Here is a 17876-nt window from a genome sequence, read left to right as displayed (position 1 = left end):
GAAGACATTCCCTGGGCCACCATCGCGCGGCGGGTTCGTGGTGACGGCGGCGGCCCGGCCGGCCGGTCGCTGAGCGATACTCGCCGTATGCGCATCCGACCGGCCGCCCGCGCCGAACTGCCGCTCCTCCAGGACATCGAAAGGGCCGCCGGGGAACCCTTCCGCGCCCTCGGCATGGCGTCGATCGCCGACGACGAGCCGCCGGCGCTCGACGTCCTGGAGCAGTACCGCCGGGACGGCCACGCCTGGGTGACGGCGGACGGGGACGGCCTTCCCGTCGCGTACCTCCTCTGCGACCCGGTCGACGGGGCCGCCCACATCGAGCAGCTGTCGGTCCACCCGGCCGTCGCCCGGCGCGGTCTGGGCCGCGCCCTGATCGACCACGTGGCGGCAGTGGCCGCGGCCGAGAGCCTGACCGCCCTCACCCTGACGACGTTCACCGAGGTTCCGTGGAACGCGCCGTACTACGCGCGCCTCGGCTTCCGGACGCTGGGCGACGGCGAACTCACCCAGGGGCTGCGGGAGATCCGGCACGCGGAGGCCGAACACGGCCTGGACCGCTGGCCCCGGGTGTGCATGCGCCGGGACGTGGCTCAGCCGTAGCGCTCCCGCAGCTCCACCTTCCGCACCTTGCCGCTCACCGTCATCGGAAAGGCGTCGAGGATCTCCAGCCGCCGGGGGATCTTGTAGTGCGCGAGCCGTTCGCGGCAGAACGCGGCGAGGTCGTCCGGCGTCGGCGGATCGTCCGGGTCGCGGGGGACGACGCAGGCCAGGATCTCCTCGCCGTACTTTTCGTCCGGCACGCCGACCACCTGGACGTCGGCGATCTTCGGGTGGCCGTACAGGAACTCCTCGATCTCGCGCGGGTACACGTTCTCGCCACCGCGGATGATCATGTCCTTGATGCGGCCGACGATCTGGACGTAGCCGTCGTCGCGCATCACCGCGAGGTCGCCCGTGTGCATCCAGCGGCCGGGGTCGATGGCCTCGGCGCTCTTCTCCGGCTCGTTCCAGTAGCCGAGCATCACGCTGTAGCCGCGGGTGCACAGCTCGCCCGCCTCACCGCGCGGGAGGGTGACGCCGGTGGCCGGGTCGGTGACCTTGACCTCGACGTGCGGGAGCACCCGGCCCACCGTGCCGGTGCGCCGCTCCAGGTCGTCGTCGCGCCGGGTCTGGGTGGAGACCGGGGAGGTCTCCGTCATCCCGTAACAGATCGACACCTCCGCCATGTTCATCTCGGTGACGACCCGCTTCATCACCTCCACCGGGCAGGGCGAGCCCGCCATGATCCCGGTGCGGAGCGAACTCAGGTCGTACGTCCCGAAGCCGGGGAGGTTCAGCTCCGCGATGAACATCGTCGGGACGCCGTAGAGCGACGTGCAGCGCTCCTGCTGCACGGCCCGCAGCGTGGCGGCAGGATCGAAGGACGGCCCCGGGATGACGATGCACGCACCGTGCGACGTGGCACCCAGATTGCCCATCACCATGCCGAAGCAGTGATAAAAGGGCACGGGCAGACAGACCCGGTCCTGCTCGGTGTAGCCGACCATCTCCCCGACGAAATAACCATTGTTGAGGATGTTGTGGTGGGAGAGGGTCGCACCCTTGGGGAATCCGGTGGTGCCGGAGGTGTACTGGATGTTGACCGGGTCGTCGCAGGACAACTGCGCCTCGCGCGCGGCGAGTTCGTCCGGCCCCACGGACGCCGCCGCCGACAGGAGCTCCGTCCAGCTGTCGTCGCCGATGTACACGGACTCCCGCAGCCCCGGGCAGTTCCCGCGCACCTGCTCGACGATCGCCCGGTAGTCGCTCGTCCTGTGGGCGAGAGAAGCGAAGAGCAGCGAGATCCCGGCCTGGTTCAGTACGTACTCCACCTCGTGGGCGCGATACGCCGGGTTGATGTTCACCATGATCGCGCCGATGCGGGCTGTGGCGTACTGCACGAGCACCCACTCCGGACAGTTCACCGCCCAGATGCCGACCCGGTCCCCCTTGGCGATCCCGCGCGCGAGCAGCGCCCTCGCCAGCTCGTCGACGTCCGCGCCGAACTCCGCGTACGTCCAGCGGCGCCCGGACGGCACGTCGACCAGCGCCTCGCGCTCGCCGTGTGCCGCGATCGCCCGGTCCAGGTTCGCGCCGATCGTGTCGCCGAGCAGCTCGGTGCCGCTGACACCGTGTGCGTACGACAGAGTCACCGCAGGTCCCCCTCGTCGTACTCGGCCGTCGAGCCGGCGGCGGTGGCCTCGCGCAGCTCGATACGGCGGATCTTCCCGGAGACGGTCTTCGGCAGCTCGCCGAACTCCAGCTTGCGGACGCGCTTGTACGGCGCCAGCACCGCGCGCGAGTGCGCGAAGATCTCCTTCGCCGTCCCGGGTCCCGGCTCCCAGCCTGCCGCGAGCACCACGTACGCCTTGGGGACGGAGAGGCGCAGCGGGTCCGGCGCAGGCACCACCGCGGCCTCCGCCACCGCCTCGTGCTCCAGGAGCGCGCTCTCCAGCTCGAACGGCGAGATCTTGTAGTCGGACGCCTTGAAGACGTCGTCCGCGCGGCCCACGTAGGTGATGTACCCGTCGGCATCGCGGGAGCCGATGTCGCCGGTGCGGTAGTAGCCGCCCGCCATCGCCTCCGCCGTACGCTCGGGGTCGCCGTGGTAGCCGGTCATCAGGCCCACCGGCCGGTCCGACAGGTCGAGGGAGATCTCGCCCTCCTCGGCGCCCGGCTTCCCGCTGACGGGGTCGAGGAGTTCCACGCGGAAGCCGGGGCTCGGCCGGCCCATCGAGCCCGCTTTCAGCAGCTGGCCGGGGCTGTTGGAGACCTGGACCGCCGTCTCGGTCTGTCCGAAGCCGTCCCGGATGGTCACGCCCCATGCGCGCCGTACCGTCTCGATCACTTCGGGGTTGAGGGGCTCTCCGGCCGCGACGACCTCCCTCGGGGGTGTCCGCAGCCGGCTCAGGTCCGCCTGGATCAGCATCCGCCACACGGTGGGCGGGGCACAGAAGCTGGTGACGCCCGCGTCGTCCATCTCCGCCATCAGCCGGGCCGGGTCGAAGCGGGTGTAGTTGTGGATGAAGACGGTCGCCTCCGCGTTCCACGGCGTGAAGAGGTTCGACCAGGCGTGCTTGGCCCAGCCGGGTGACGAGATGTTGAGATGGACGTCGCCCGGCTGGAGCCCGATCCAGTACATCGTGGCCAGATGGCCGACGGGGTAGGAGACATGGGTGTGCTCGACGAGCTTGGGGTGGGCGGTCGTGCCGGAGGTGAAGTACAGCATCAGCGGGTCGTCGGCGCGGGTGGGCCCGTCCGGCTCGAAGCTCTCGGACGCGTCGTACGCCTGCTCGTAGGCGAGCCAGCCGTCCTCCGCGCGCTCCCCGACGACGATACGGGTGTACGCCCCCGGCACATCGGCGAACTTGGCGGTGTCCTCGGCCCGGACGATCGCGTGCCGGACCTGGCCCCGCTCGATCCGGTCCCGCAGATCGGCCGGGCCAAGCAGCGGCGTCGCGGGGATGACCACGGCGCGCAGCTTCATCGCGGCGAGCGCGGTCTCCCACAGCTCGGCCTGGTTGGCGAGCATCACGAGGATCCGGTCTCCCGCGCGTACGCCCTGCTCCCGCAGCCAGTTCGCCGCCCGGTTCGACCGCGCGGACATCTCGGCGAAGGTGATCCGGGTGGCCGGGCCGTCCTCCTCGACGATGTGCAGCGCGGTACGGTCGTTACCGGCGGCGATCGCGTCGAACCAGTCCAGGGCCCAGTTGAACCGCTCGAAACGGGGCCAGCTGAATCCTTCGTACGCCGTCGCGTAGTTCTCCCGGTGCTGCAGCAGGAAATCCCGGGCCGCCCGGAACCTCTCGGTCTCGCTGCCTGCCGTCATGTGCCCTCCTCATTGCGGGACCCGTCAGTGGCATCGTGTAATCGGTGACGCAGGTCTCACTACCCCCGTACGGGGGTGCTGTGCTGTCGGGAGGACCGGAACACATGACCTCAGTGGCGGAGGCGGTCGAGATACGGGCGGCACTGCTGCGGCTCCGCCGCGCCACCGGGCTGCAGATCGCCTTCGGCGGACTGCTGCACGAACCGCGGCAGATGCGGATCGCCGAGCTGAACGGGGCGCTGACGGGCGCGCTGCGCGGGCTGGCGATCTGGTCGGGCAACGGTCTTGGCGGAAAGGCGATCGCGCTGTCGCGGCCCTGTGCGGTGACCGACTACCCCGCGGCCCGGCACATCAGCCACGAGTACGACACGGCGGTGGCGGCCGAGGGACTGCGGTCGGTGGTCGCGGTGCCCGTGGTCGTACGCCGGAAGGTACGGGGCGTGCTGTACGGGGCGCTGCGTACGCCGCTGCCGCTGGGCGAACGCACGCTGGACGCCGCGGTGGCCGCCGCGCGGGACGTGGAGCAGACGCTGGCCGTCCAGGACGAGGTGCAGCGGCTGCTGGCCGTGGCGCGCGAACCGGATCCCGGCCCCGGTGGCCGGCACGCCTGGGAGGAGGTCCGCGAGGTCCACCGCGAACTGCGCGCCCTGGCACCACGGATCGCCGACGCTTCGCTGCGCGAGGACCTGCTCTCCGTATGCGGGCGGCTCGCCGCGACGGGCCCTTCGGCCGCCCGTGTCCCGGGCGTCGCACTCGCACCGCGCGAGCTGGACGTCCTCGCCTGCGTCGCCGGCGGTTCGACCAACGCGGCCGCGGCCGACCGCCTGGGGCTGCGCCCGGAGACGGTCAAGGGCTACCTCCGCGCCGCGATGCGCAAGCTGGGTGCGCACACGCGCCTGGAGGCGGTGGTGGCGGCCCGGCGGGCGGGGCTGCTGCCGTAGGCATGGGGTGCGCAGTGGGCGGGGCGGGAGCGGCGTGGGCGTGCTCCGGACGCCCACGCCCCGTCTCGTAGGCCGATGCCGCCCCGGGCTGGGTCCGCGCGTGAGACCGTGTGCGGGCGCGCCGCGACGCGAAGTGGTCGCGGCGGCGGACGACGGACGACGGAGGTGTACGGCATGGTGTCGGCGGATCGGGTGCTCGCGTTCGCGGCGATGTCGCTCCTGGTGATCGTGATCCCGGGGCCGAGCGTGCTGTTCGTGATCGGGCGTGCGCTGGCCCATGGCCGGCGTACCGCGCTGGCGACGGTGATCGGCAATGTCTTCGGCTCATACGTCCTCGTGGTCGCCGTCGCGTTCGGTGTCGGCTCGCTCGTGGAGAGCTCCGTGACCGTGTTCCTCGTGGTGAAGCTCGCCGGCGCCGCGTATCTGGTCCTTCTGGGCGTCCAGGCGTTCCGGCACCGCAAGGAGCTGAAGACCTCGGCCATCGCGGCCGCACCGGCGGGCCCGGCGCACGGTGATCTGCGCACCGTCCTCGACGGGATGGTCGTCGGGGTCACCAACCCCAAGGGGATCGTCTTCTTCGCCGCCGTACTCCCCCAGTTCGTGGACCACTCCCAGGGCAACGTGCCCGCGCAGATGCTGGTGCTGGGCCTGGTTCCGATCGCGATCGGACTGGTCACGGACACCCTGTGGGGGCTGGGCGCCGCGGCCGCGCGGAACTGGTTCGCCCGCTCGGAGCGGCGGCTCTCCCTCGTCGGCGGGGCGGGCGGCTTCGCGATGATCGGGCTCGGGGTGACGGTCGCGGCGACGGGTCGCGCGGACTGATGCGGATGGATGCGGGCTGATACGACGGACCGAGGCGGACCGCCGGCCGGTGCGCCGGTCAGTCCGCGAACGCCCCGAACCGCACGTCGCGGGTCGTGGCCGAGGTCATCGTGGTGAGCATCCGCTCGCCCTCCTCGGCCACGGCCGCGCGCTGCGACCGCGTCAGGTTCTCGAAGGGCTGGACGGTCAGCGTGGCCGCGTCCCCGGCCTCCTCCAGCCGCCAGATCCCGGCGAGGAGTCCGTCGACGAGGAAGACGCAGTAGGGCTGGTTCCCCTTCCAGGTGCGCAGCCTGAACTCCTCGGGGATGAAGCGGGAGCGGTCGGCGTGCGAGAGCAGCAGGTTGTCGTACTCGGGAAGGAAGCGCGGCGGGGCTGGAGTGCCGGCGTCCGGACGGGGCGCGTCCGGGAGGTCGAACAGTTCCACGCCGTTCTCGTCCCGGAAGGCGAGAAGCCCGGGGCGCAGCCGCTCGAAGGCGCTCCGCATCCGGGTCAGCCCGGACCAGGTCTGCATGTCCTTCACCGAGGCGGGCCCGAAGGCGGCGAGGTAGCGCCGTACGACCGCTTCGGGCTCGGGCGCGGGCTCGACCGGCCTGCCGAACCACTGCTCGGCGGTGGTCAGCATGACCTGGCCGCTGCTGCCCCAGAGTCCGCGCGGGGTGACCTGCACCAGCGGCAGCAGACAGCGCGCGGCGACGGTGAGGGCGAGAGGGTCCGCGTCGGGCCAGCGCGTGAGCAGCGCCTCGCGGAGCTCCTTGACCGGGCGGGGGCGTTCCTCGACCAGTTCCCGGCTGAGCGTGGCGAGGTGGTCGAGGTCGACGCCGTTCAGCCGCTTGACGAACATTCTCAGCTCCCGGTCGGGGCCTCCTGCCTGGGCGAACGGGCGGAGGGTGAGGCAGTCGCCCGCGGTGTGCGTATGGATGGTGGACCGCATCGTGACGAGCCGCGCGACCTCCCGCGACTCCATCAGCCCGGAAAGCTCCTGCGGGCGGAATCCGTGCAGCCGGGCGGCGAGGGCGTAGTACGGGGGCTTGACGTTCTGCGCCTGGAGGCCGACGAGGTGGTTCACGGCGGCCTCGACGGCCGGCCGGTTCTCCGGGTCACGGCGCAGCAGCAGCTGGCGGTCCAGCGTGGCGCGGCCCAGCGCCCTGGGGCCGAGCACGGGGAGTGTCTTCGAGACCATGACCGGCACGCTACCCATCCTTGCGGACACTTTCTGTCCGCAATAGTGTTTCCCGGCGCCGCCATGCCGGTGCGATTGAGCCCGTATATCCTGCTCCGTGGCCGATCAGGGAGGCCTGTACGCAGCGCGTACGGCGCCGCGTACGTCGCGTGGGAGGTGACCTCAGGATGTCCGACCGACGAGCGCGCCCCGTTCCGATCCCGAAGAAGCCTGCCTGGCGTCGCCGGACGGCCCCCGCCGCGACCCCGCCCCGGCCGCCGGGACCCGCCGCACAGTCGCCCGCCTCGGCCCCCGTGCAGAAGGACCAGGGCAGCATCGTCCAGGCCGCGCTCTACCGCGACGGCCGCCGCGTCTCGGCACCCGCGTCGCTCGCCGAGACGTTCCGCCAGCTGCGCGAGGAGCCGGCCGGGATGGCCTGGATAGGTCTGCACCGGCCGTCCGAGTCCGAGCTGCTCTCGCTGGCCGAGGAATTCGACCTCCATGAGCTGGCCGTCGAGGACGCGTTGGAGGCCCACCAGCGCCCGAAGCTGGAACGTTACGGCGAAACGCTCTTCGTCGTCCTGCGCGCCGCCCGCTACCTCGACGCCCCGGAGGAGGTCGACTTCGGCGAGCTCCACGTCTTCGTCGGCCGCGACTTCCTGATCACGGTCCGCCACGGCGCCGCCCCAGACCTTTCGGCGGTCCGCCGCCGCATGGAGGACACCCCCGAGCTGCTGGCGCTCGGCCCGGAGGCGGTCCTCTACGCCATCCTCGACGCGGTCGTCGACGGCTACGCCCCGGTCGTCGCGGGCGTACAGAACGACATCGACGAGATCGAGACCGAGGTCTTCGGCGGCGACCCCGCCGTGTCCCGCCGTATCTACGAACTCGCCCGCGAAATGGTCGAGTTCCAGCGCGCCACCCGTCCCCTGGTGGGCATGCTCCACGGCCTGATGGCGGGATTCGCCAAATACGGGACGGACGAGGAGCTCCAGCGCTACCTCCGCGACGTCGCCGACCACGTCACCCACACCAGCGAGCGCGTCGACGGCTTCCGCCAGGCCCTCGCCGACATCCTGACGGTCAACACGACCCTGGTGACGCAGCAGCAGAACGCGGAGATGCGGGCGCTGGCGGAGGCGGGGTTCGAGCAGAACGAGGAGATCAAGAAGATCTCGGCGTGGGCGGCCATCCTCTTTGCACCCACACTGGTGGGAACGATCTACGGCATGAACTTCGACAACATGCCGGAGCTGCACTGGGGCTTCGGCTACCCCCTGGCGATCGGCCTGATGGGGCTCGTCTGTGTGAGCCTGTACTTCATCTTCAAACGGCGGGACTGGCTCTAGACGGTGCGGCCTCGCCGGAACCGGCCGCGGCTTCGAGCAGTTGGCGTCAGGACTGTCGGGCGAGCAACGGGCCGCGCTCGAAGGGTAGGTGCGGCATCGTTCCACGCCGCAGGCTTGGGCCTTGCTCACTTGCCTGCGGTCACGGCTTTGAGTTCGTCGAGTGAATCCCGGATGAGTTCCGAGATGTCCCGCTGCTTGGTCTCGCTGATCCAGCGTGCGTACGCGATCTTGAAGGCGGCCACCCCGACCTCGGCGGCCAGGCTCGCGGTCGGGTCTGCGACGCCGCGTCGGCGCAGTGCATCGGCCATCGCCGAGGAGAGTGACGCCAGCTTGATCAGCTCGCGTTCCTGAAGCTCCGAGTTGGCGGCGATGACGGCCTGGCGCCGCCTGGAGAGCTCACGGCGCTCCCGGAACAGATCGGAGGCGGCCTCCAGGGCCGCGGCCACCGCGTCGATCGGCGCCGCCGCATCAGGGGCGCCGGCGAGGGCGGTGACGAGGGACTCCTGCAGGGGGTTGGCGTGAGGGAACAGGACCTCACGTTTGTCGGTGAAGTGGCGGAAGAACGTTCGCTCCGTGAGTCCCGCCCGCTCGGCGATCTCCTTCACGGTGGTCTGTTCGAACCCGCGCTCGCTGTAGAGCTCCAGCGCCGCCTGTTCCAGCCGTCCGCGCGCGTTTGGTTCCCATCGACCCATGCCCCTGATCCTACGCGATGACAGTGACTGACATCGCATGTTAGGGTTGATGTCAGTCACTGTCATCAGTCCATCGCCACGCACCCGGCGGCCCGGACGGTTGACTCACATGGAGGTCTTCGCATGCGCGTTTTCGTCACCGGCGCGTCCGGCTGGATCGGCTCCGCCGTCGTCCCCGAGCTCATCGGCGCGGGTCATCAGGTCGTCGGGCTCGCCCGGTCGGATGCCTCAGCCGCCGCCCTGGCCTCAGCGGGGGCCGAGACCGTCCGCGGCACCCTTGACGATCTCGAAACCCAGCGGCGCGCAGCGGCCGCATCGGACGGCGTGATCCACCTCGCGTTCAAGCACGACATCGCTTTCTCGGGGGACTTCCAGGGCGCCGCCGACGCCGACCGCCGCGCCGTCGAGGCGATCGGCGAGGTGCTGGCGGGTTCTGACCGGCCGTTCGTCATCGCCTCCGGGACGCCCGTGGAACCCGGGCATTCGGCGACCGAACGCGACGGGCACAGCCTCCCGGACACGGCGGCCCGGGGTGACGGCCCGCAGTCCCGCGCCGCCACCTCCAGTTGGGCGCTCTCCCTCGCTTCCCGTGGCGTCCGTTCGTCCGTCGTACGGCTGCCTCGGACCGTTCACGGCGAGGGAGACCGCGGATTCATCGCGGCCCTGGTCCACATCGCCCGCGACAAGGGCGTCTCCGGCTACATCGGCGACGGCACCAACCGCTGGCCCGCTGTACACCGCCTCGATTCCGCACACCTCTTCCACCTCGCACTGGAGAAGGCTCCCGCGGGATCGACGCTGCACGCCGTCGCGGACGAGGGCGTGCCCATACGTGACATCGCCGAGGTCATCGGCCGCCATCTGAACCTGCCAGTGGTCTCCGTCTCTCCCACGGACGCAGGCGAGCACTTCACCTGGCTGACCGCCATCCTCGCGGGCGACCAGCCGGCCTCCAGCGCCCTGACCCGCGAGCTGACGGGATGGCAGCCGACACAGCCGGGACTCATCCACGATCTCGACAAGGGCCACTACTTCCACGGCCCGTCCGCCTGATCAACGCGCCTGAAGCTTACGTACCGTCACTGTCGCTTCGGCGCGACCTCGGGAGCGCCGGGCCACAACGGGGCCCGGGAGACGGATGGGGCCATCCTGGCGCACAGCAGGTGTGCGACGCAGTCATGGACCCGCGCGCACTCCTGAGTCCGGCTGCTCGCGGTTCCGGTCCGTCCGGTTCGAAGCGCGGCCTCCCACCCGTGCACCGCAGCGACGCCCTCACACCGATCAGCTGGACCTTCCTCCTGCTGGGCTGGCATCTGCGATGGATAATTACACGTAGAGTTGCAGATGCCAGGTCACTGGCTCTAGCGTGGCGCGTATGCAGTCCTACACCATCGGACAGGCCGCACGGTTGCTGGGCGTCAGTCCCGACACCGCGCGCCGCTGGGCGGACGCCGGCCGGGTCGCGACCCATCGCGACGACAGCGGTCGCCGCCTCATCGACGGCCGGGACCTGGCCGCCTTCTCCATCGAGGTCGCCCAGGGCGGCGTCGAGGAGGACGCCTCCTACACGTCGGCGCGCAACGCCTTCCCAGGCATCGTCACCGCGGTCAAGCTCGGCGACGTCGCGGCCCAGGTCGAGATCCAGGCAGGCCCGCACAGGCTCGTCTCGCTGCTGACCAGGGAGGCCGTGGAGGAACTGGGCCTCGAAGTCGGCATGCAGGCCACCGCCCGCGTGAAGTCGACCAGCGTGCACATCGACCGCACCTGACCCCTTGCACAACCAAATCGACCGCACCTGACCCCTTGCACAACCAAGCGGCGTCGCCCGTCACCGGCGCGGCTCATCACCATCCCGCTCGGACGGCGCCAAGCCGGCCATGTCCCAAGGAGTCCCACCCTGATGTCCCGCACCCTCACCGGACGCCGCGCCGCCGCTGCCGTACTGACCGCCGCCCTCCTCGTCCCGCTTGCCGCCTGCGGCAACGACGACTCCAAGAAGGACGGTGGCGACGGAAAGACGACTGAGTCCGCAGCCGGAGCTCCCAAGGCCGACCTGACGGTGCTGGCGGCCGCTTCACTGACCGACGTCTTCAAGACCGCCGGAGCCGCGTACGAGGAGAAGCACCCGGGCACGAAGATCACCTTCTCCTTCGCCGGGTCACAGGAGCTGGTCGCCCAGGTAAAGCAGGGCGCCCCGGCCGACGCGCTCGTCACCGCGGACACCAAGAGCATGGACAGCGTGAAGGCGGACACCGGCACCCCGGCCGTCATCGCCAAGAACCGCCTCGTCATCGCCACCGTCGAAGGCAACCCGCACAAGGTCGACGAGCTCAAGGACCTCGCGGACACGAAGCTGAAGGTCGTACTCGCCGCCCCCGAGGTGCCGGCCGGCAAGTACAGCAAGAAGATCCTCGACGCCCAGAAGATCACGGTGAAGCCGGTCTCCCAGGAGCCGAACGTCCGGGCCGTGCTGAGCAAGGTCGAACTCGGCGAGGCCGACGCGGGTCTCGTCTACCAGACCGACGCGGAGTCCGCCACGGACAAGGTCGACGCCGTCGAGATCCCGGACGCGCAGAACGCCATCGCCGAGTACCCGGCCGCCACGCTGAAGCAGTCCGAGAACGCGGAAGCGGCCGCCGCGTTCGTCGCGTGGCTGTCCTCGCCCGAGGCGCAGAAGATCCTCCAGGACGCGGGCTTCCAGCAGCCCTAGTCCCGGCGACTGCCCTGAGGGGGCTGCCCGTTCCCCGGGAGCGGGCAGCCCTTCCCCGTCCGTCATCCGCGTCCCAGGGATCCCCCGATGAAACGAACCCGCCGTCGCACACCGGGTCACCGCACCCCGGTCACCCTGGCGATCCCCGCACTGCTGGCGGTGGCGTTCCTGCTGCTGCCGCTGATCGGAATCCTGGTACGGACACCGTGGGGCGAACTCACGGACCATCTCACGACCCCCGGGACCACCCAGGCGCTGCGGCTCTCCCTGCTGGTCTCGCTCTGGGCACTCGGCCTGTCGCTGCTCCTCGGCGTGCCGCTCGCATGGCTGCTGGCGCGCGTTCCGTTCCCCGGCAAGGCGTTCGTCCGGTCCCTCGTACTGCTGCCGATGGTCCTGCCGCCCACCGTCGGCGGAGTCGCGCTGCTGCTCGCCTTCGGCCGGCGGGGTCTGCTCGGCCCCTGGCTGGAGGACACCTTCGGGATCACCCTGCCGTTCCACACCTCGGGTGCCGTCCTCGCCGCGACCTTCGTCGCGATGCCGTTCCTCGTCATCAGCCTCGAAGGCGCGCTGGGCGGACTGCGCCCCCGCTACGAGGAGACCGCCGCGTCCCTGGGCGCCTCGCCGGTGCGGGTCTTCTTCACCGTCACCCTGCCCATGGTCGCCCCGGGCCTCCTCGCCGGCGCGGCCCTCACCTGGGCACGCGCGCTGGGCGAGTTCGGCGCCACCATCACGTTCGCCGGCAACCTCCCCGGCACCACACAGACGCTGCCCCTGCAGGTCTACCTGCTGCTCCAGGACGAGCCCGAGGCGGCGACGTCGGTCTCCCTCCTGCTGCTCGCCATCGCGATGCTCGTCCTCATCGCCCTGCGCGGCCGCTGGGGCGTCACACCCGCCGCCCGCTCGCACGTACCCGTGCCCCCGGCCGACGAGGCAGAACCGGGTGTGACCCGGGCACCTGTCCCCGTTCCCGTCCCCAACCCCGACTTCGACCCCGAGCACACCGACACACACGATGCCGTTGCGCAGGAACGCTGGTCCCTGCATGCCGACGTCACCGGGTTCAACCGGCTCGCGCTGGACGCCGAACCGGGCACCACCGTCGCCGTCGTCGGTCCGAACGGCGCAGGCAAGACCACGCTGCTCCGCGCACTCCTCGGCCTCACCCCACGCGCCCACGCCGAACTCCGGCTCGGCGGCAGCGACGTCACCGACCTGCCGCCGCACCGCCGTCACGTGGCCTGGGTCCCGCAGGACGGCGCCCTGTTCCCGCACATGAACGCCCTGGCCAACACCGCATACGGGCTGCGCGCTCACGGAGTCCCGCGCGCCGAGGCCCGCCGCAGCGCCCAGGAGTGGCTGGACCGGCTCGGCGTCGGACACCTCGCGCACCGCAAACCGGCCCAGGTCTCCGGCGGTCAGGCACAGCGTGTCGCGCTCGCCCGCGCGCTGGCCGCACGCCCCAGGCTCCTGCTGCTCGACGAGCCGCTCGCCGCACTGGACCAGACCACCCGCGCCCATGTCCGGCACACCCTCCGCCGTCATCTCGACGGCTTCGGCGGCGTCTGCCTGATCGTCACCCACGACCCGGTCGAGGCCGTCGCGCTCGCCGACCGGGTCCTCGTCCTCGACGGCGGACGTGCCCTGCAGGACGCCCCACCCACCGAGGTGACCCGGCACCCCCGCTCCCCCTGGGTCGCCCGGATGCTCGGACGCAACGCCTGGCCCGGCACCGCCACCGCCGACGGCATCCGACTCACCGGCGGCGGAACGCTCATCGTCGCCGACCCGCTCCCGGCCGGCACGAACGCCCTCGCGATCATCGCGCCGGAAGCCGTCGCCGTGCACCGCGACAAGCCCGCCGGCAGCCCCCGCAACGTCTGGCCGGGCACCGTGCGCGAGATCACCGGCAGCGGAAGCCGGCTGCGTATCCTGATCACCTCGGACCAGGCCCCGGACCTCGTCGCCGAGATCACCCCGCACGCTCTCGCCGAACTCGGCCTCACCGACGGCGCTCCCGTCTGGACCAGCGTCAAGGCGACCGAGGCAACCGCAGTTGCCCTCTGAGCCGGTCACCTCGGGCGCGAGCCGGGCGGACGGTGACCAGCGGGACCAGGACGCCCTGGCCGCCACCCGGTCGCGCGTTCCCGATGGACCAACGCGGATCGGCAGCAGATCAGCAGCAGATCAGTAGACGTCGCGAACGTACCGCTTGTCCGCGGCGAGTTGCTTGACGTACAGAGCCGCTCGGCCCTCATCGAGGCCGCCGTGCGTGACGGCGATGTCGCGCAGCGCCCGGTCGACGTCCTTGGCCATCCGCGCGGCATCGCCGCAGACGTAGAAATGGGCGCCGTCCTGGAGCCAGGACCAGAGCTGGGGGCCGTGTTCGCGCATCCGGTCCTGCACATAGACCTTGGCGCGCTGGTCGCGCGAGAAGGCGGTGTCGAGCCGGGTCAGAGTGCCCTCGGCGAGGAAAGCGGTCAGTTCGTCCTCGTAGTAGAAGTCGGTGGCGCGGTGCTGTTCGCCGAAGAAGAGCCAGTTGGGGGCGCGGTGGCCGCGGGCGCGGCGCTCGTCGAGGAAGCCGACGAAGGGAGCGACCCCTGTCCCCGGGCCGACCATCACCATCGGCGTCCCGGGATCCGCCGGAGGCCGGAAGTGGGGGGAGCGCTGGACGAAGACCGGCACCGCGGCGTCGGGCGCGGCGTCCGCGAGGAACGGCGAGCACACGCCCTTGCGGGGGCGGCCGTGGACGTTGTCGTACCGGACGACGGAGACCGTCAGCGACACCTGTCGGGGGTCGGTGAGCGGGCTGGACGATATCGAGTACAGGCGAGGCTGCAGGCGCCCCAGGACACCGGCCCACTCCTGTGCCGTGGCACGGACCGGATGCTCGGCGATGACGTCGACGGCCTGGCGCCCCCAGGACCACCGGGCGAGCTCCCCCTTGTTGTCGGGGCGCAGCAGCTTCTTCAGATCGCGGTCGCCGGTGCGCTCGGTGATGAATCCCAGGAGGGTGGGAGTGAGCTTGGTGATGTCCAGGTGGCGGTGCAGGGCGTCGGCCAGCCCGACCTCTCCGGTGCCGTCGATGTCGTCGACGCGGACCGGGGCGGAGGGGTCGAGTCCCGTGACGGCCAGCCATTCGGTCACGAGGTCGGGACAGTTGACGGGGCGCACGCCGAGTGCGTCGCCGGCCTCGTAGACGAGCGGAGTCCCGCTGCCTTGGGTGTCGAAGGTGAACCGTCGGACCTCCTTGCCCGACCCCGGGAGGCTGAGCAGCCGGTTGCCGGTCAGACGGGCGGCGGCCACGGCCGGCTTCACCCTGCGGACAGGTGCGGCCGGCGGGGCGGGGGCCGCACCGGTCGCAGGCTGTCCGGTGAGGTTGGTGAGGACCTGCTCCAGCCAGGCGTGCGCAGAAGGCTCGTAGTCCGGTTCGCAGTCCGTGCGAGGAGCCAGACGTACGCCACCCAGCTCGTCCAGACGCCGGTCCAGTCGGCGACCGTGGCCGCAGAAGTCGTCGTACGAGGAATCGCCGAAGGCGAGCACGGCATAGCGCCGGCCGTCCAGGCGCGGTGTGTCGGGCGCGGACAGGGCGTCCCAGAACCCGGAGCCGTTGTCGGGGGCGTCGCCGTCGCCGAACGTACTGGTGATCAGCAGCAGGTCGGCCGTGGCGGGCAGCGCGCCGGGGTCGGTTTCGTCCATGCCGAAGAGCGCCGGCCGGTGCCCGGCCGCGGAGAGCCGGTCGGCGGTGGCAGCGGCGAACTCCTCGGCGTTGCCGGTCTGCGAGGCCCACAGCACGACCACGTCGCGGCCGGGGGAAATGGCTGGAGCCGTCGATTCCGCTGTGGTCCGCGGCGCCCTGGAGTACATGCCGGCGAGCACACCGTTCACCCATCGCGCGTGCTCCTCGCTGAACGGCGCACCGGGCGGCAGCACGGGAACTCCGGGCGTGCCCGATTCCAGCCCCGCGAGGAAGCCGACGAGGTACTGGCGTTCGTGTTCGGCGAGCACCGGCGGCGGCGTGCTCTCCAGCCCGAACACTCCTGCCGCGCCCGGGGTGACGGCGGTCGGCACGACGGTCACCGGCTCCCAGGCGGCCGTCGGCTCCTCGACGGTCACCGGCTCCTCGGCGGGAGCGACGACGGGCACGGACGTCCCGGCGGCCGGAGCGGCGGCCTTCGCCAAGGTCACCGCACACACCTTGAACTCGGGCTGGAAGGAGATCGGATCCACGGCGTCGCTGGTCACGGCGTTGATGCTCAGGTACTCGCCGAACAGGTCGTTCCAGTGGAACGGCGCGAAGCAGCAACCCGGGCGCACCCGGTCGGTGACGACGGCGGGCAGCACGGCCCGGCCGCGCCGCGAGGCCACCTCCACCGGGTCGCCCTCCGCGATCCCGAGCCGCTCCGCGTCGTCCGGGTGGAGCTCGACGAAGGGCGCCGGGTTGAGCTTGTTGAGTCTGGGGACCTTTCCGGTCCTGGTGAGGGTGTGCCACTGGTGCTGGAGCCGACCCGTGTTGAGGACGAACGGGTAGTCGTCGTCGGGCATTTCCGCGGCGGGGATGTGCGGGCGGGCGAAGAAGACCGCGCGTCCGCTCGCCGTCGGGAACACCGGCCCGCCGTCGTCGCCGAGGTAGCGGATGGGGTTGCGGTCCGGGCCGGCGGCGGTCGCGGCCGGCCACTGGACGGGCGTCTTGCGCAAGCGCTCGTAGGTCACGCCGCGCAGGTCGTATCCGGTCTTCGGGTTCGCGGCGCGCTTGATCTCCTCGAAGACCTCCTCGGCGCTGTCGTAGGAGAAGGCGTGCTCGTAGCCCATCTCGCAGGCGACACGGGCGATGATCCGCCAGTCCGCGAGCGCCTCCCCCGGCGGATCCACGGCACGCTGGGCGAGGGTGAGGTTGCGCTCGCTGTTGATCAGCACGCCTTCGGTCTCGGTCCACAGGGCGCCCGGGAGCACGACATCGGCGTAGGCATTGGTCTCGGTCTCGGCGAACACGTCCTGGGTGATGACGAGTTCCGCCGCCTCCAGACCCTCGATGACCGTCTTGCGATTGGCCACCGAGGCGACCGGGTTCGTGCAGATGATCCAGCACGCCTTGATCTCGCCGTCCGTCATGCGCTGGAACATCTCGACGGTGCCTTTGCCGGATCCGTCCTCGCGTACGGTGCCGGGCTCCAGTCCCCACAGCTCCTCGACGAAGGCTCGGTCCTCGTCCACGAGCACCGACCGCTGTCCGGGCAGGCCGGGCCCCATGTAGCCCATCTCGCGGCCGCCCATGGCGTTGGGCTGGCCGGTGAGCGAGAACGGGCCGCTGCCCGGGCGGCAGATCGCGCCGGTCGCCAGATGCAGATTGATCAGTGCGTTGGTGTTCCAGGTGCCGTGGGCGGACTGGTTGAGCCCCATGGTCCAGCAGCTCATCCACTCCCCCGCCCCGCCGATCCACTCCGCCGCTTGGCGGATGTCGGCCTCCGGGATGCCGGTGATCTCGGCGACGGTCGAGGGCGGGTAGTCCGCGAGGAACTCCGGCATCCCCTCCCAGCCTTCGGTGCGCTCCGCGATGAAGCCGCTGTCCGTGTACCCGTTCTCCACCAACAGATGCAGCAGGCCGTTCAGCAGAGCCACGTCGGTCCCCGGCTTGATCTGCAGAAAGAGGTCGGCCTTGTCGGCGGTGGCGCTGCGCCGCGGGTCGACGACGATGAGCCTGGCCCCCGCCTTCACCCGTTCCGTCAAACGCAGGAAGAGGACCGGGTGGCAGTCGGCCATGTTGGAGCCGATGACGAAGAAGACGTCCGCGTGCTCGAAGTCCTGGTACGAACCGGGCGGCCCGTCGGCACCCAGGGACAGTTTGTAGCCGGTGCCGGCGCTGGCCATGCACAGCCGGGAGTTGGACTCGATCCGGTTGGTGCGGATGAAGCCCTTGGCCAGCTTGTTCGCCAGGTACTGGGCCTCCAGGCTCATCTGCCCGGACACGTAGAACGCGACGGCGTCCGGGCCGTGCTCGTCGATGATCGCCCGCAGCCGCCGGGCCGTCCGCGTGATCGCCTCGTCCGCACCGACGGGTACGGGCTCGGCGCCGCGCTCGGGCCGCATCAGTGCGGTGGTCAGCCGGCCCGGGGCGGCGAGCATGTCCGCCGTCGTCGCGCCCTTGGTGCACAGTCGGCCGGAATTGGCGGGGTGGGCCTTGTCCCCCGACGCTTTGAGGACCTTGCGGCGTCCGTCCGGACCGGACGCGATGTCGAGCACCATCCCGCAGCCCACACCGCAGTACGAGCAGACCGTCCGCACCTGGGATACGGCCGTCGGCGAGTCCTGTGGGGGCACCGGGTGGCCTCTCTGTC

13 protein-coding genes are annotated in these 17876 nt (G+C 71.1%); 8 read left to right on the top strand and 5 right to left on the bottom strand.

Annotated features, from left to right (window positions below):
• Positions 1-87 precede the first annotated feature (87 nt).
• Complete coding sequence (locus ACZ6ZQ_RS19350; protein ID WP_469769716.1) at positions 88-603, top strand: GNAT family N-acetyltransferase; 516 nt, start codon at positions 88-90, stop codon at positions 601-603.
• Here the strand turns inward: ACZ6ZQ_RS19350 and ACZ6ZQ_RS19345 are convergent.
• Positions 594-2195 carry an AMP-binding protein gene (locus ACZ6ZQ_RS19345; RefSeq protein WP_469769715.1) on the bottom strand — a complete coding sequence of 534 codons (1602 nt, stop codon included), beginning with the start codon at positions 2193-2195 and terminating at the stop codon, positions 594-596. The genes ACZ6ZQ_RS19350 and ACZ6ZQ_RS19345 overlap by 10 nt on opposite strands.
• Positions 2192-3871, bottom strand: coding sequence for an AMP-binding protein (locus ACZ6ZQ_RS19340; RefSeq protein ID WP_469769714.1), 1680 nt, complete (start codon positions 3869-3871; stop codon positions 2192-2194). The genes ACZ6ZQ_RS19345 and ACZ6ZQ_RS19340 overlap by 4 nt, the downstream gene beginning before the upstream one ends.
• Before the next feature lie 104 nt (positions 3872-3975).
• On the opposite strand from ACZ6ZQ_RS19340, the gene ACZ6ZQ_RS19335 reads away from it, so the two are divergent.
• Together ACZ6ZQ_RS19335 and ACZ6ZQ_RS19330 are read left to right on the top strand one after the other, a co-directional pair.
• The gene (locus tag ACZ6ZQ_RS19335; RefSeq protein WP_469769713.1) at positions 3976-4812 is read left to right on the top strand and encodes a helix-turn-helix transcriptional regulator; all 837 of its coding nucleotides are present in this window, start codon (positions 3976-3978) and stop codon (positions 4810-4812) included.
• A 174-nt stretch (positions 4813-4986) separates the two neighbouring features.
• Positions 4987-5634: a LysE family translocator gene (locus tag ACZ6ZQ_RS19330; protein WP_469769712.1), complete on the top strand. Its 648-nt coding sequence runs from the start codon at positions 4987-4989 to the stop codon at positions 5632-5634.
• Positions 5635-5692: 58 nt separating this feature from the next.
• Here ACZ6ZQ_RS19330 and ACZ6ZQ_RS19325 read toward each other — a convergent pair whose 3' ends face one another.
• On the bottom strand, positions 5693-6814 hold the full coding sequence (locus ACZ6ZQ_RS19325; RefSeq protein ID WP_469769711.1) for a winged helix DNA-binding domain-containing protein: 1122 nt from the start codon (positions 6812-6814) through the stop codon (positions 5693-5695).
• A gap of 167 nt (positions 6815-6981) precedes the next feature.
• Here ACZ6ZQ_RS19325 and ACZ6ZQ_RS19320 point away from each other — a divergent pair, with 167 nt between their 5' ends.
• Positions 6982-8142, top strand: coding sequence for a magnesium and cobalt transport protein CorA (locus ACZ6ZQ_RS19320; protein ID WP_469769710.1), 1161 nt, complete (start codon positions 6982-6984; stop codon positions 8140-8142).
• A gap of 125 nt (positions 8143-8267) precedes the next feature.
• On the opposite strand, the gene ACZ6ZQ_RS19315 is transcribed toward ACZ6ZQ_RS19320, so the two are convergent.
• Positions 8268-8834 (bottom strand): TetR/AcrR family transcriptional regulator, encoded by a 567-nt coding sequence (locus ACZ6ZQ_RS19315; protein ID WP_469769709.1) that lies wholly within the window; start codon positions 8832-8834, stop codon positions 8268-8270.
• A gap of 123 nt (positions 8835-8957) precedes the next feature.
• On the opposite strand from ACZ6ZQ_RS19315, the gene ACZ6ZQ_RS19310 reads away from it, so the two are divergent.
• From ACZ6ZQ_RS19310 to ACZ6ZQ_RS19295, 4 genes are all read left to right on the top strand, one after another.
• Positions 8958-9887: an SDR family oxidoreductase gene (locus ACZ6ZQ_RS19310; protein WP_469769708.1), complete on the top strand. Its 930-nt coding sequence runs from the start codon at positions 8958-8960 to the stop codon at positions 9885-9887.
• Between the two features lie 322 nt (positions 9888-10209).
• Positions 10210-10602, top strand: coding sequence for a TOBE domain-containing protein (locus ACZ6ZQ_RS19305; RefSeq protein WP_469769707.1), 393 nt, complete (start codon positions 10210-10212; stop codon positions 10600-10602).
• Positions 10603-10734: 132 nt separating this feature from the next.
• Positions 10735-11544 carry a molybdate ABC transporter substrate-binding protein gene (modA, locus tag ACZ6ZQ_RS19300; protein ID WP_469769706.1) on the top strand — a complete coding sequence of 270 codons (810 nt, stop codon included), beginning with the start codon at positions 10735-10737 and terminating at the stop codon, positions 11542-11544.
• A gap of 87 nt (positions 11545-11631) precedes the next feature.
• The gene (locus ACZ6ZQ_RS19295) at positions 11632-13608 is read left to right on the top strand and encodes an ABC transporter permease (protein WP_469769705.1); all 1977 of its coding nucleotides are present in this window, start codon (positions 11632-11634) and stop codon (positions 13606-13608) included.
• A 120-nt stretch (positions 13609-13728) separates the two neighbouring features.
• On the opposite strand, the gene ACZ6ZQ_RS19290 is transcribed toward ACZ6ZQ_RS19295, so the two are convergent.
• Positions 13729-17784: a molybdopterin-dependent oxidoreductase gene (locus tag ACZ6ZQ_RS19290; RefSeq protein WP_469769763.1), complete on the bottom strand. Its 4056-nt coding sequence runs from the start codon at positions 17782-17784 to the stop codon at positions 13729-13731.
• Between the last annotated feature and the right edge of the window lie 92 nt (positions 17785-17876).

The sequence above is a fragment of the Streptomyces sp. NPDC053673 genome (assembly GCF_055585225.1).
This window is presented reverse-complemented; position numbering and strand designations above follow the sequence as displayed.

What these genes read in the sequence shown, in the direction of transcription:
- ACZ6ZQ_RS19290 (WP_469769763.1), bottom strand. Translation starts at nt 17,784, where the DNA reads ATGGTGCTCGACATCGCGTCCGGTCCGGACGGACGCCGCAAGGTCCTC.
- ACZ6ZQ_RS19350 (WP_469769716.1), top strand. Translation starts at nt 88, where the DNA reads ATGCGCATCCGACCGGCCGCCCGCGCCGAACTGCCGCTCCTCCAGGAC.
- ACZ6ZQ_RS19335 (WP_469769713.1), top strand. Translation starts at nt 3,976, where the DNA reads ATGACCTCAGTGGCGGAGGCGGTCGAGATACGGGCGGCACTGCTGCGG.
- ACZ6ZQ_RS19330 (WP_469769712.1), top strand. Translation starts at nt 4,987, where the DNA reads ATGGTGTCGGCGGATCGGGTGCTCGCGTTCGCGGCGATGTCGCTCCTG.
- ACZ6ZQ_RS19305 (WP_469769707.1), top strand. Translation starts at nt 10,210, where the DNA reads ATGCAGTCCTACACCATCGGACAGGCCGCACGGTTGCTGGGCGTCAGT.
- ACZ6ZQ_RS19320 (WP_469769710.1), top strand. Translation starts at nt 6,982, where the DNA reads ATGTCCGACCGACGAGCGCGCCCCGTTCCGATCCCGAAGAAGCCTGCC.
- ACZ6ZQ_RS19340 (WP_469769714.1), bottom strand. Translation starts at nt 3,871, where the DNA reads ATGACGGCAGGCAGCGAGACCGAGAGGTTCCGGGCGGCCCGGGATTTC.
- ACZ6ZQ_RS19295 (WP_469769705.1), top strand. Translation starts at nt 11,632, where the DNA reads ATGAAACGAACCCGCCGTCGCACACCGGGTCACCGCACCCCGGTCACC.
- modA (WP_469769706.1), top strand. Translation starts at nt 10,735, where the DNA reads ATGTCCCGCACCCTCACCGGACGCCGCGCCGCCGCTGCCGTACTGACC.
- ACZ6ZQ_RS19325 (WP_469769711.1), bottom strand. Translation starts at nt 6,814, where the DNA reads ATGGTCTCGAAGACACTCCCCGTGCTCGGCCCCAGGGCGCTGGGCCGC.
- ACZ6ZQ_RS19315 (WP_469769709.1), bottom strand. Translation starts at nt 8,834, where the DNA reads ATGGGTCGATGGGAACCAAACGCGCGCGGACGGCTGGAACAGGCGGCG.
- ACZ6ZQ_RS19310 (WP_469769708.1), top strand. Translation starts at nt 8,958, where the DNA reads ATGCGCGTTTTCGTCACCGGCGCGTCCGGCTGGATCGGCTCCGCCGTC.